The sequence below is a fragment of the Paenarthrobacter sp. YJN-5 genome, from assembly GCF_015040095.1.
Classification (GTDB): domain Bacteria; phylum Actinomycetota; class Actinomycetes; order Actinomycetales; family Micrococcaceae; genus Arthrobacter; species Arthrobacter ureafaciens.
Window position 1 is genome coordinate 4487708 of record NZ_CP053544.1, and the last position, 12736, is coordinate 4500443.

Annotated in this window: 10 protein-coding genes and 1 tRNA gene; 10 read left to right on the forward strand and 1 reads right to left on the reverse strand. The window is 63.3% G+C overall.

The genetic code is table 11. The features are described 5' to 3' along the window. The first annotated feature begins 64 nt into the window (after positions 1 to 64). The 4 genes from HMI59_RS20840 (at position 65) to HMI59_RS20855 (ending at position 4434) form a co-directional block, all read left to right on the forward strand. Complete coding sequence (locus HMI59_RS20840; RefSeq protein ID WP_193592401.1) at positions 65 to 1546, forward strand: SpaH/EbpB family LPXTG-anchored major pilin; 1482 nt, start codon at positions 65 to 67, stop codon at positions 1544 to 1546. 98 nt (positions 1547 to 1644) lie between these two features. Next, positions 1645 to 2574, forward strand: a complete 930-nt coding sequence (locus HMI59_RS20845; RefSeq protein ID WP_193592402.1) for a class C sortase — start codon at positions 1645 to 1647, stop codon at positions 2572 to 2574. A gap of 23 nt (positions 2575 to 2597) precedes the next feature. Then, on the forward strand, positions 2598 to 3725 hold the full coding sequence (locus tag HMI59_RS20850) for a mandelate racemase/muconate lactonizing enzyme family protein (RefSeq protein ID WP_193592403.1): 1128 nt from the start codon (positions 2598 to 2600) through the stop codon (positions 3723 to 3725). Positions 3726 to 3735: 10 nt separating this feature from the next. Then, positions 3736 to 4434: a FadR/GntR family transcriptional regulator gene (locus HMI59_RS20855; RefSeq protein ID WP_193592404.1), complete on the forward strand. Its 699-nt coding sequence runs from the start codon at positions 3736 to 3738 to the stop codon at positions 4432 to 4434. A gap of 154 nt (positions 4435 to 4588) precedes the next feature. On the opposite strand, the gene HMI59_RS20860 is transcribed toward HMI59_RS20855, so the two are convergent. Beyond that, positions 4589 to 4671 (reverse strand) — tRNA-Leu (locus HMI59_RS20860). A gap of 384 nt (positions 4672 to 5055) precedes the next feature. On the opposite strand from HMI59_RS20860, the gene HMI59_RS20865 reads away from it, so the two are divergent. The 6 genes from HMI59_RS20865 to HMI59_RS20890 are packed head-to-tail and all read left to right on the forward strand — an operon-like array spanning position 5056 to position 12731. After that, positions 5056 to 5793 (forward strand): DUF3662 and FHA domain-containing protein, encoded by a 738-nt coding sequence (locus HMI59_RS20865; RefSeq protein WP_193592405.1) that lies wholly within the window; start codon positions 5056 to 5058, stop codon positions 5791 to 5793. Between the two features lie 5 nt (positions 5794 to 5798). Beyond that, positions 5799 to 6278, forward strand: coding sequence for an FHA domain-containing protein (locus HMI59_RS20870; protein WP_193593851.1), 480 nt, complete (start codon positions 5799 to 5801; stop codon positions 6276 to 6278). A 3-nt stretch (positions 6279 to 6281) separates the two neighbouring features. Further along, positions 6282 to 8006 carry a PP2C family serine/threonine-protein phosphatase gene (locus HMI59_RS20875; protein ID WP_193592406.1) on the forward strand — a complete coding sequence of 575 codons (1725 nt, stop codon included), beginning with the start codon at positions 6282 to 6284 and terminating at the stop codon, positions 8004 to 8006. Beyond that, positions 8003 to 9433 carry an FtsW/RodA/SpoVE family cell cycle protein gene (locus HMI59_RS20880; protein ID WP_193592407.1) on the forward strand — a complete coding sequence of 477 codons (1431 nt, stop codon included), beginning with the start codon at positions 8003 to 8005 and terminating at the stop codon, positions 9431 to 9433. Before HMI59_RS20875 ends, HMI59_RS20880 begins: the two co-directional genes overlap by 4 nt. Next, positions 9430 to 10887 carry a penicillin-binding transpeptidase domain-containing protein gene (locus HMI59_RS20885; RefSeq protein ID WP_193592408.1) on the forward strand — a complete coding sequence of 486 codons (1458 nt, stop codon included), beginning with the start codon at positions 9430 to 9432 and terminating at the stop codon, positions 10885 to 10887. The genes HMI59_RS20880 and HMI59_RS20885 overlap by 4 nt, the downstream gene beginning before the upstream one ends. After that, positions 10884 to 12731, forward strand: coding sequence for a protein kinase (locus tag HMI59_RS20890; RefSeq protein WP_193592409.1), 1848 nt, complete (start codon positions 10884 to 10886; stop codon positions 12729 to 12731). Before HMI59_RS20885 ends, HMI59_RS20890 begins: the two co-directional genes overlap by 4 nt. Positions 12732 to 12736 lie beyond the last annotated feature (5 nt).

The window sequence follows — 12736 nt, forward strand, 5'->3', positions numbered from 1 at the left end:
CGCCCGGCCCTGAATGTTCACTTCCGAGCATCTGCACCATCAATAAACAGAAAGAGGAAAAAGAGTGAGTAACCCAAGCTCCCGGCGGTTATTGAAGACCGCCGCCGCAACGCTTACCGGGGCGGTGCTGGCAATGACCTTCTCCGTCGCGCCGGCCACCGCCGCCCCAGTGGTAGACCCTGACCAGACCGGTTCCATCACTGTCCACAAGTTTGAACGCCCCACCACTCCCACGGGCCTGCCGAACAACGGCACCTCCGTGGATACCACGGGCCTGACGCCGCTGAGCGGCATTGAATTCACGGTCCAGCAGGTCAACACCCTCGACCTCGCCTCCAACGCCGGATGGGACGCCGCACATAACCTGAGCAGCGTGTTCTCCCCCTCGGATCCCGAAGGGTCCATCACCGGTGCCGGCTACAGCCTCGGCGCGGGTCAGGTACAGACCACCGACGGCCAGGGTACTGCGGCTTTCGCAAACCTGCCCGTGGGCCTGTACCTCGTCACTGAGACCAACTACCCCGCCGGTGTGACGCCGTCGGCACCGTTCCTGGTGTCCATTCCGTTGACGGACCCGGACAACCAGGACAACTGGCTCTATGACGTCCACGTTTACCCGAAGAACTCGGTCAGCGGGGCAGAAAAGACCGTCACCGATGCCTCCGACGTCAAACTGGGCGACCAGATCGACTTCACCATCACCGGCGACATCCCCAATGAGGAAGTCATCGACGGTTACAAGATCGTTGACCAGCTCGACGACAAGCTGACGTACGTCAGCACCACGCTCAGCCTGGTTGACGGCACGGTCCTCACCGAAGGTGTCGACTACACGGTGACCTTCGATGCCGCGTCCAACACCGTCTCCGTTGAATTCACCCCGGCCGGTCTGGCCGTGCTGGAGGCCCACACGGACAGCCGCGTGAAGATGGTTGTTGGCACCACGGTCAACACCATTGGTGAGATCGAGAACGAGGCTTTGGTTTACCCGAACGCTGCCAGCTTCACCATCGCCCCGGGCCAGCCCGGCGGCCCGATCGTCACGCCTCCGGTTGTCACCAAGTGGGGTGACATCACCCTTGAGAAGGTTGATCAGAACGGCGCAGCCCTGGCTGGAGCCTCCTTCTCCATCTACACCAACCAGGCGGACGCCGAGGCCGGCACCAACCCGATCAGCCTGAACGGCGAGACCGAGTTCACCGTTGCTGCCGATGGAACGCTGACCGTATCCGGTCTGCGTTACTCCGATTGGGCCAATGGCGTTGCCGTTGCACCGGGCGATGCCGACTTCCGTACCTACTACCTGGTTGAAACCCAGGCACCTGCCGGGTACGAGTTGCTCGCAGAACCGATCTCCTTCCTGATCAATGCCACCACGACGCCCGTGGGAATTGACCTGCAGGTCAAGAACGTCCCGTCCAACTCGGGCTTTGAGTTGCCGTTCACCGGTGGCCCCGGAACGAGCGTCCTCTACATTGCCGGCGCCCTGATCCTTGGCGGTGCTGTCCTGTTGTTCGCCCGCTCCCGCAAGGCAAGCAACAACTAGCAGTCCCAGGAGCCCGTCTCCATCCAGAACAAAGTGGGGAAGAACGGCCAGCGCCGTCCTTCCCCACTTTGCTGTCATCAGTACATCCCAGGAGAAACATGACCCAGCCCGAATCGTCTCCCCCGCACCAACACGGCCGCCAACGCTGGAGCTGGCAGCGGGTCCTGGTGGTGTTGTTCGCCATCATCGGCGTCGGCGTGCTCCTGTACCCCACCGCGGCAGCGTGGTTTTCAGACCGTATCCACGCAACGGAAATCAGTGGTTATGTGGAGACGGTCGAGAGCCTTTCACCCGGCGCCCAGGAGAGTCTGTTGAAGGAAGCACGCAAGTTCAATGCGGAGCTTCCCTCGGGCCCGCTGCGTGACCCCTACACCTTGAACGAAGACGGCGGACGGTCGCCCGTGAGCGCAGATTCGGAGACGTACCGCAAGCTGCTCGACGTGGGTCCGGGCGGCATGATGGCGCGTATCAGCATTCCGTCCATCCACACTGACCTCCCCATCTTCCATGACACGGACGAAGCCACCCTTGCCAAGGGAGCAGGCCACCTTGTAGGTTCCAGCCTGCCTGTAGGGGGTACCGGCAGCCACAGCGTGATCACGGCGCATTCAGGTTTTGTCAGCGCCAAGCTCTTCGATGACCTGGATAGGGTGGCCGTGGGCGATACCTTCACCCTCAGCGTCCTGGGCGAAACCTTGTATTACAAAGTGGACCAAATCCTCACAGTGTTGCCGGAGAAGACCGACGACCTCCGAAAGGTCGATGGCAAGGACTACGTGACTTTGGTGACCTGCACTCCCACGGGAGTCAACAGCCACAGGCTCCTAGTGCGTGGTGAGCGCGTCGACGGACCGTCAGCTGCAGGCGGAACAGCCCTGCCAAGCCAGTCGATCGATCCTGGTTTCCCTTGGTGGGCGGTGTTGTTGGTTCTGACGTCCGTTGGCGCTGTGGTGGCGACCAAACCCCGGGAAGCAGCCAAACGTCGTCGCACTCTTGTAACACAAGTAGGCGACTTGTATCCTAAGTAGCAACTTGTCACTTAGGAGACCCCATGAGCCCCGTCGACCTTGTCCGCCACGTCAAACTATCCACTGCACGGCTACCCCTCGCGGTGCCCATCAGTGACGCCAAGGTCTTCACAGGCCGGCAAAAGCCCATGACCGAGGTGGTCTTCCTCTTCGCCGAAATCACCACGGAACAGGGCCATAGTGGCCTTGGCTTCAGCTATTCGAAGCGGGCCGGCGGCCCCGCGCAGTACGCCCATGCCAAGGAAGTTGCCCAGGGCCTGATCGGCGAGGACCCGAACGACATCGGCAAAATCTACGCCAAGCTCCTCTGGGCCGGCGCATCGGTGGGCCGTTCCGGCGTCGCCACCCAAGCGCTTGCCGCCGTCGACATTGCACTGTACGACCTCAAAGCCAAACGTGCCGGGCTCCCCTTGGCCAAGCTCCTCGGCTCCTACCGCGATTCCGTCAGGACCTACAACACATCAGGCGGCTTCCTGAACGCCACGTTGGAGGAGGTCAAAGCTCGTGCCACCCAGTCCATCGAGGAAGGCATCGGCGGCATCAAGATCAAGGTCGGCCTGCCCAACTCCAAGGAAGACCTCCGCAGGGTGGCCGGCGTCCGCGAACACGTCGGCTGGGACGTTCCACTCATGGTGGATGCCAACCAACAGTGGGACAGGGCCACCGCCCTGCGCATGGGCCGCCAACTGGAGGAATTCAACCTCATCTGGATCGAAGAACCCCTGGACGCGTACGACTTCGAGGGCCACGCCCACCTTGCGCAGGTCCTGGACACGCCCATCGCCACCGGCGAAATGCTTGCCTCGGTGGCCGAACACAAGGGCCTCATCAACGCCAACGGCTGCGACATCATCCAACCGGACGCACCGCGCGTCGGCGGCATCACGCAGTTCCTGCGCCTGGCAACCCTCGCGGATGAGCGCGGCCTGGGCCTGGCGCCGCACTTCGCAATGGAAATCCACCTCCACCTCGCAGCCGCCTATCCCACCGAGCCGTGGGTGGAGCACTTCGACTGGCTCGATCCGCTCTTCGAGGAACGGCTGGAGACGAAGGACGGCCGCATGATCGTCCCGGATCGCCCCGGCCTGGGCGTGACACTCAGCGGGCAGGCGCGTGCCTGGACCACCGAGTCCGTGGAGTTCGGCGCGTAATCTTGAAGCCATGAGCCGGAACCTGACCGCGGACCTCGCCGCCGACCTTCGCAACCGCATCGTCGACGGCGTCATCCAGCCAGGTGAGAAGCTTCCCAGCGAAAATACGCTCATCAGCGAATTCGGGGTGAGCAGGACCGTCGTCCGCTCGGCCTTGACGCGATTGCAGGCCGAGGGACTTGTGGAAACCGAACGGGGGCGGGGCAGCTTCGCGCTGACCCCGCCTTCCGACGGACCTGCCCAAGCCCCGGGCGCCCGTGCCGTGTCCAGCCTCGAAGACCGCCTCCAGATGCTCGACTTCCGCATCGGCGTCGAAACTGAAGCCGCCGCCCTCGCTGCGCAACACCGCACGGACCGCCAACTCAAGGCCGTACACGGGGCCCTCGAGCAGTTCACTGCCGGTTCCGGCCATCCGGCCCACGCCATGAAGGCCGACTACGAGTTCCACCGTGCGGTCGCGGCGGCGTCCGGCAATCCCTTTTACATGGACTGCATCGACGCGCTGGGGCAGACCATGATCACCATGCCGCGCCCCCGCCTGGTCTCAAGCGACGAACCTGACTCCCCCGAACACTTCGCCCACGTGGTGCACGAGCACGCCTCCATCTACGCAGCCATCGCAGAGTCGGACCCGGCCGCTGCCGCGGCAGCCATGCGCATGCACCTGAGCAACTCACGACGCCGGCTCAGGACTTCGGCGCGCGGCTAACCTCCCGCCCCACCCCACCCAACTGGGTCGCAGTTAAGCGCGTTTAGACCGCCCTAAACGCGCTTAACTGCTACCCAGTTGGGTGCGTGGACAACGAAGGTGGGCGCACAACAAAAGAGCCCCGGTCCAAAGACCGGGGCTCTTTCTGATTGCGTGCGCGAGGGGGGATTTGAACCCCCACACCCTTTCGGATACTGGCACCTGAAGCCAGCGCGTCTGCCGTTCCGCCACTCGCGCGCAACTTCTTTTTCCACAAGCTCACCGGCATTCCGGCTTCGCTTCCTTCAAAAGCAGCGAGATCAAGCATAACGGACACCGTGGGAAAAACACCAATCGGCCATCGCGGGCAGCCCGGAAGGATGATCAGCACCCCGCGTTCAGCCACCGAACACGGGCTTCAGCGGCTTTTACAGAGAGGAAAATCAGATCCCTTCCTCCGCCGCCAGCACAGGCAAGGAGTGAACTTTTCCGGGCCGCACGGCGTTGTGGATTAAGGCCATTCCCAGTCACTCCAAGTAGTATCGGGAAAGAGAAGGGCCGTTTGGCGCTCACTTTGCTGTGTGCGTCTACAGTCTGCAAACCAGGCACAACGGGTGCCGCGATCAGGAAAGGAGAAGGACCATGGGCTTGCTGGACAAAGTCGAGCGGGGCATTGAAAAGGCTGTCCGCAACGTCTTCTCCACGGGATCGCGGGCGCGTGTTGAGCCGGTGGAAATTGCCAGCAAATTGCGGCGGGAGCTGGACAACCAGTCCATCACCATTGCCGCCGGCAGGACACTCGCCCCCAACGTCTTCGATGTCCTCCTCAGCAATGACGACTTCGCCCGGGCGCAGGAGTGGGGCACTCCCCTTGCCGAAGAGCTGTGCGATGTAGTCATCCAACACGTTCGCAGCCAGGGCTACACGCTTCAGGGGCCGGTAAGGATCTCCTTCCGCCGCAATGAAGAAGAACGTTCCGGCCATTTTGAAATCGCCTCAAGGACAGAAAAATCCGGAGGTGCCCAGCAGGCTCCCCGGCCGAATGTCCCCGCCGCTCCCGTGCGTCAGCCAACCCGCCTCCAGCCTGTGCTGGACATCGGTGGCCAGCGTTATTCCCTCAACGCCCAGTCCGTAGTACTGGGCCGCTCTTCTGAAGCGGACATCCTGGTGGACGACACCGGTGTTTCCCGGAAGCACCTTGAGGTCCGCACCCAGAACGGCACCACTTGGGCCGTCGACCTTGGGTCCACCAACGGCAGCTATGTCAACGGGCACAAAGTGGACGGCAGCGTGGAACTCACTGACGGCTCAACCATCACGATGGGACGTACCAAGATTATTTTCCGCCTTCTCCCCCAGAACCCGGGTGGCAACGCGTGAACGACATCAGCGAACTGACAATCACGGCTCTTCGCTTCGGTTTCCTCCTGCTGCTCTGGATCCTGATCTTCAGCATTGTGTCCACCATGCGGCGGGACTTCCAGATCGGCCGCAAAGCCGTGACCGGCGCTCCTACAGCCCGCGAGGTCCGTAAGCACCCCGAACTGGCAGCTTCACCGCCGCCGGCGATCCAGCACGCCCGCAACCTCGTAGTCACCGAGGGCCCGTTGAAGGGCACCACAGTCCCGCTCGCTGCCAGCCCCATCCTGCTTGGCCGCGCCCAGGAAGCCACCCTGGTCCTCGAAGACGATTACGCCTCAGGCCGCCACGCGCGCTTGTTCCCGCAGGGCAGCCGCTGGTTCATTGAGGACCTCGGCTCCACCAATGGCACATACCTGGCCGATCAGCAGCTCACCCGCGCATTGCCGGTGGAGCTTGGCGTCCCCGTGCGAATCGGCAAGACGGTCATTGAATTGAGGCCGTAGTCCATGGCCTCTACCGAGACCACCGAAGGCAACGAAACACCGGCGGAGCGCCCCCTCATCATGCGTTACGCCGCACGTTCCGACGTCGGACGGATCCGCTCCAAGAATGACGACTCCGCCTACGTGGGGCGTCATCTTGCCGTGGTTGCCGATGGCATGGGCGGTCACGCGGGAGGCGACGTCGCCTCTGCGTCCACGGTGCTGGACATGATCCACCTGGACCACGACGATTACCCGGACGGCGCCGATACCGTCCTCGCGGACGAGATCCAGACCGCCAACTCGCTGTTGTCCGAGCTGGTGCACCAGAATCCCAAACTGTCAGGCATGGGCACGACGGTCACTGCGCTCCTCCTCGAGGGACGCAAGCTGCACTTTGCGCACATCGGCGACTCCCGCGCCTACCGGCTCCGCAACAAGAAGTTCGAGCAAATCAGCATCGACCACACGTTCGTTCAGCGCCTCATTGACGAAGGCAGGCTGCGGCCGGAAGAAGCGGAAACCCACCCGCACAAGAACGTGCTCATGCGCGTTCTCGGTGACGTCGATGCCAGCCCCGAACTGGATCTTGATGTCCTCGACGTCGAGCCCGGTGAGCGCTGGCTGCTCTGCTCCGACGGCCTGAACTACGTGGCCGGCCACGTCGTTGAGCGGATGGTCCGGGAGATCAAGGACCTCCGCGAATGCGTGGAAACCCTTGTTGACCTCACTCTCGAGGCCGGCGCACCGGACAACGTCACCGTGGTGATGCTCGAGATCGCGGAAGAAACGGACGACGACGTCGCAACGGCCGCCGTGGACATCGTTCCGGCCGCCGGGGCCACCCCGCGGGACGAACCGGACGCCGTTACCGCCAGCAAATCGGCGGAGGACGCCGAGGAGTCCGCGGCTTCCAAGAAGCAGGAGAAAGAGCTTTCCGTCGCGAAGGCCGCCGGTGCCGGGTCCTCCTTCAGTTCGGGGACTCCGGGGTCGGCAGAAGAGCAGCCTGACCGGACCAGCCCGTCAACAAAGCCCGATGCTGCGGAAACCGCGGAAGCCACGGAAGACTCCAAGGAACCTCCTGCCACCACCGACCCCAATCTCGGCGAGCACCTCTCGGCCGAGGTCCTTCGGGAGGAACTGGCCAGCCGCCCGCACCTGCTCGTGGGCGCCGCTGCTACTGCGGCCGAGACCGGCTCCATTCCAACTGTCGCGGGCCGTACGGTAGCCCGCCGGGCAGCAACTGTCCTGACCCACAAAGCGGAGCAGGACCGTCTGGAACTGCCGGAACCGCCCCGTCGCCGCTTCCGCTGGCTCATGCCGGCCGTCGCTGCGGTGGTGGTCCTGGGCGTTGTGGTGGGTCTCTGGCTGGGATACGCCTGGACCCAGACCCGTTACTACGTGGGCGAGTTCGATCAGCGCGTAGCCATCTTCAATGGCATTTCCCAACGTTTGGGACCCATCCAGCTCTCCCGCCTTGAATCCGTCACGGACCTGCGCGTTGACTCGCTGCCCGAGTACGGCCAGCAGAGCGTGCGCCAAACCGTACCTGCGGGCGATCTGGACGATGCCCAGCGCATCGTGGAGAACCTGAAGAACTTCGGCAGCGCCTCCGCCAACTGCCCCAGTCCTTCTCCTTCTGCCACGGCCACGCCTTCGCCAACTGCAAGCGTCCCTGTCCCCAGCACGGCAGCGATTGCCACCCCAACGCCCTCGCCCGTCCCGACTCCATGTGAGGCGGCAAAATGAGCCAAACAGACATCACCCCCAAGCCTCGCCGGAACGTTGAGCTGGTTCTCATCGTCCTGGCTTTGGCGGTGGGTATCGGCGCCAGCGCCCTGGTCAGCATCAACTCCGAGTCGGGCCTGGACAACGACTTCTGGTTCCAGTCGAGTCTCCTGGCTGTAGCTGCCTTCGCCTTCCACGTGGTCCTGAGGCTCCGGGCTAAATATGCCGACCCAGTAATACTTCCGATTGTCGTTGCACTCAACGGGTTGGGCCTGGCCCTCATCCACCGCATGGATGCCCCCGGCGACGACACGGGAAACAACCAACTCCGGTGGACCCTGATCGCCATGGCGGTTGCTATCGCGGTGATCTGGTTCCTCAAAGACCACCGGATCCTGCGTCGCTTCACCTACATTTCATTGGCAGTGAGCGCGTTCCTGCTGCTCCTTCCCCTGATTCCCGGCATCTCCGCCGGAGAAATCCTTGGTGCAAGGGTGTGGATCCGGGTAGGGCCCATGACCTTCCAGCCGGGCGAAATCGCAAAGATCACGCTCGCCATATTCTTTGCAGGGTATCTATCCTCCAACCGCGACCTCATCCTGTTGGCCGGCCGGAAGATCGGCCCCATGCAGTTCCCGCGTTTCAAGGATCTTGGCCCCATGATCACCGCGTGGCTGGTCAGCATCGGCGTCCTGGTCTTCCAGCGCGACCTTGGCTCCTCCATCCTCTTCTTCGGCTTGTTCATCGTGATGATCTACGTGGCCACGAGCCGGATCTCATGGGTGGTCATTGGTGTCACCCTCATACTCGGCGGCGGTTTCATCGCCTCGCGGATCTTCTCCCACGTAGCTTTCCGCATCGACAGCTGGATCAATGCCTTCACCCCGGAAGTCTTCGGACGTTCTCCAGGCGGCAGCGGGCAGATCGTGCAGGGCCTGTTCGGCATGGCCGACGGCGGCCTGGTGGGCACCGGCCTCGGCCAAGGCAGGCCGGACCTGGTTCCTTTTGCCAACAGCGACATGATCGTTGCGCTGATTGGCGAAGAACTGGGACTCATCGGCCTGTTTGCCGTGGTGATGCTTTATCTCCTGCTGTTCACGCGCGGTTTCCGCGCTGCCCTCGGCACCAGGGATGCCTTTGGAAAACTGCTGGCCTGCGGGCTGTCGTTCGCCATCGCCCTGCAGTGCTTCGTGGTGATCGGCGGCGTTACCCGACTCATTCCGCTCACGGGTCTCACCACGCCGTTCCTTGCCGCCGGCGGCTCATCGCTGCTGGCGAACTGGATCATTGTCGGCCTGCTGCTGATGATCTCCAACACGGCACGTGGCCCTGTGGATACCACCCCTATGGTCACTAAACCTCCAGCAACCAGCAGCACTCCGGCCGCACGCAGGCCGGCCACCGGACAGACACCCAGCGCACCAACAGAGGCGGTGAAGCAGCAATGAACCAGGCTATTAGGAGTTCATGGATGGCTGCCGTCGCCATGTTCGCGCTGATCTTCGGTGCCATCAGCTACGTGCAGGTCATCGGCGCTGACGAGCTCAACGCCAACCCTTGGAACCAGCGGGCCATCCTGGCGTCCTTCTGCAACGACCGCGGCGCCATCATCGTGGACGGGAAGCCCATTGCCGAGTCGGTGACAGGGACGGAATCCTGTGCCTTCCAGCGGAAGTACACGGAGCCGGAACTCTATGCCGGTATCACCGGTTACTTCTCCAAGGGATTTGGCTCCACCGGCCTGGAACAGTCGATGGGCGACACCCTGGCCGGCAACTCGGACCAGCTCTTCCTGGACCGCGTCAGCCAAATGTTCCTTGGCAACGAGCCCAAGGGCGCGTCCGTTGAGTTGACCCTTGATCCGGAAATCCAAAAGCTCGCCTATGACCTGATTCCTGACGGCCAGCGCGGTTCCATTGTGGTGACGAACCCCAGGACCGGAGCGATCCTGGCCATGGTGTCCAAGCCGTCCTACGATCCCAACCTGATCGCCACCCATGACACCAAGGCGGCCCAGGCCAACTACACCGAGCTGAACCAGATTCCCGGCATCAACCTGAACCAGAACGTCAGCGGCCCCACGGGCAACCTGCTGTCGCCGGGATCGGTCTTCAAGCTCGTCGACACCGCAGCAGCGCTGAACTCGGGCAAGTACAACAAGGACAGCGAACTGCCGAATCCGGCCAGCCTTCCGCTCCCGGGGTCCAGCGCAAGCCTCCCCAACTATGCCGGCGGTAACTGCAACGTCCGGGAGACGGCGTCGTTCTCTTTCGCCCTTGAGCAGTCCTGCAACACGCCTTTTGCCAGCATCGCCCTGGACCTCGGCCAGGACGCCATCAGGGAGCAGGCTGAGAAGTTCGGATTTGGTGACAACTTCGGCGATCAGCTCAAGCTCCAGATGGCCCAGAGCGTCTTCCCCAAGGACCTCGACCAGGCACAGCTTGCCCAGTCCTCGGTGGGACAGCGCGACGTGAAGGCTACGCCGTTGCAGATCAACCTCATGACTGCCGCCATCGCCAACGGCGGAACGCAGATGAAGCCCAGCCTGGTGAAGACCGTCAGGGCGCCGGACCTTCGCGTCATCAGTGAAACCAAGCCCGAAACCCTCCGCAAGAGCACCACTGAACCCATCGCCAGCCAGATCACCGAATGGATGACCAGCGCCGTGGACAACGGCATCGCCAACGGCGCGTCCGTCCCGGGAGTCAAGGTGGCCGGCAAGACCGGCACCGCCGAACTCGGTGATTCAGGCCTGAACAATTCATGGTTCACCGGGTTTGCCCCGGCGAACGACCCGCAAGTGGCCGTCACCATCGTCATGGAAGGTGTGGATGTGCTCAGCGGCTCAAAGCTAACCAGTCCGAACGCAAAGAAGATTTTTGAGGCGGTGTTGAATAAGTGAGGCCTACTTCGGGAATCACACTCGGCGGCAGGTTCCAGCTGACCAGTCGCATTGCGATTGGCGGCATGGGCGAGGTCTGGAAGGCCAAGGACCAGATTCTGGGCCGGATCGTTGCCATTAAGGTGCTCAAGGAGGAATACACGGGCGACCCCGGGTTCCTCCAGCGCTTCCGCGCTGAAGCACGGCACACCGCACTCCTCAACCACATCGGTATCGCCAACGTCTTCGATTACGGCGAGGAGGCCGGTTCGGCCTACCTGGTCATGGAACTCGTCCCCGGCCACCCGCTGAGCGCCATCCTGGAGCGCGAGCAGGTGCTGTCTCCGGACATGACGCTCTCCATCATTTCCCAGACGGCACGCGCCCTGGCGGTGGCACACGCACAAGGCCTGGTGCACCGCGACATCAAGCCGGGCAACCTCCTGATCACCCCGGACAACCGGGTCAAGGTCACGGACTTCGGCATCGCACGCTTGGCCGACCAAGTGCCGCTGACGCAGACCGGACAGGTCATGGGCACCGCCCAGTATCTGGCTCCGGAGCAGGCCACCGGGCAGACCGCCACGGGTTCCTCGGATATTTACTCCCTGGGCGTCATCGGTTACGAGTGCCTCACCGGGCACCGTCCGTTCTCCGGCGAATCCCAGATTGCGATCGCCCTTGCACAGGTCAACGACGCTCCACCGCCGCTTCCGGAGACGCTGCCGACGCCTGTGCGCGCACTCTTGATGTCCATGCTGGCCAAGGACCCCAAGAACCGTCCCGCCAACGCCATCAAACTGGCCGAGGCCGCGGAAGCGATCCGTAACGGAGACATCGCCACCGCCCACGCCGCGGTGCCCGGCATGCTCCTCTTCGAGGACTCAACCGGTCCCATCACCGCACCGGTCAACACCGCCACGGCACCCACCGGCGTCGTTGCCTCACCTTTCGGAAAAGAGCAATCGACGACGGCGACTTCCGCACTTCCGGTGGTCGGCGCAGCTGCCGCCGGGGCCGCTGCAGGCGCCGCGGCTGCTTCCGCGGCTTCATCGGACAACCCGTTGGCCCGCGCCAACGCGTTGGAGGCCGAGCGTCAGCTCAACGACGAAGAAGTGGTCTACAGCGACGACGACAATTACGACGACGCTGAGCCCGACCGCAAGAAGCGCAGTCCTTGGACCTGGCCCCTGGTGGCTTTGATCCTGCTGGTTCTCTTCGCCTTGGTTGGATTCCTGATTTCGCAGTCCGGGTTCTTCTCACCGAGCCCTTCGCCGAGTGAATCCACATCGTCCAGCCCCAGCCGGACGTCGACGCCGTCGTCAACTTCGGCGACGCCCACACCCACGCAAACCTCCCAGGCGCCCTCGCCGACCCAGACCACACCCCAGAAGGTCAATGTCATTCCGGAAGAGTACCTGGGCCAGCCGTTTGAAACGGCCAGCGCGGCTCTTCGGGGCCTCGGCCTTGGCGTCAACGGCCAGGAGGTCTTCGACGACACCGCCGCCGTCGGGATTGTTGTTGAGGTGAACCCGAGCGGTCCTGTCGACCCCGGCACCACCATCACCGTCAAGTACTCCAAGGGACCCGAGAAGCCCGCCACCGTCCAGGTTCCGAACATCGCTCCGGGTGCCAGTGAGGCGCAGGTGCGGGCCACCCTCGAAGGCGCCGGCCTCCGCTGGATTCCGGGAGATCCCGTCAACGGTGCCGTCGGCCAGGCACCGAACACCTTCGTCAGGTCATCACCTGCCGTCGGAACCGAAGTTGAGGAAGGCTCCACCGTCACGTACTTCCTCTCCCGGTCCGTTGTGCCCACCAGTCCGTCAACCTCCAGCGGCAGCCCCAGCGGCCGCCCGAGCAACTAAGTAGT